General features: G+C 63.4%; 1 protein-coding gene. It reads right to left on the bottom strand.

Features of this window, described 5'->3' with window-relative positions:
• The coding region (locus FOE67_RS31040; protein ID WP_228474393.1) for a putative dsRNA-binding protein at positions 1-429 on the bottom strand (429 nt) is incomplete at its 3' end.
• Between the last annotated feature and the right edge of the window lie 16 nt (positions 430-445).

Raw genomic sequence — 445 nt, 5'->3', positions numbered from 1 at the left:
CTGCGGCACCAGGCGATGCGCTTCTTCCAAGGCCAGCTTGGCCGCCGATTGTTCGGCCGCGCGCCGCGATGCCCCGCTGCCGGAGACGCGAATCTCCAACTTGGGAATCGAACACTCGACCTCGAACTGCTGATTATGCGCCGCGCCGTGGGTGGCCACCACCGTGTACAGCGGCAACGCAATCTTGTGACCTTGGAGGTACTCCTGCAACAGCGTCTTGGCGTCCTTGCCGAGCGTGCGCGGGTCCACCTGCTCGAGGATGGGGATGTACAGCTTGCGAATCAGCGTGCGGGCTGCATCGAAGCCACCGTCGAGAAACACCGCCCCGAAAATCGCTTCCAGCGCATCGGCCAGGATAGATGGGCGGCGGAAACCGCCGCTTTTCAATTCGCCTTCGCCCAAACGCAGGGCATCGGGCAACTGCAGCATCTGCGCGATCTCGTAC

It is taken from the genome of Streptomyces calidiresistens (assembly GCF_014141525.1).
Lineage (GTDB): Bacteria > Actinomycetota > Actinomycetes > Streptomycetales > Streptomycetaceae > Streptomyces > Streptomyces calidiresistens.
Note: the sequence above shows the minus strand (reverse complement) of the source record. Positions and strands in the feature narration are given on the sequence as shown.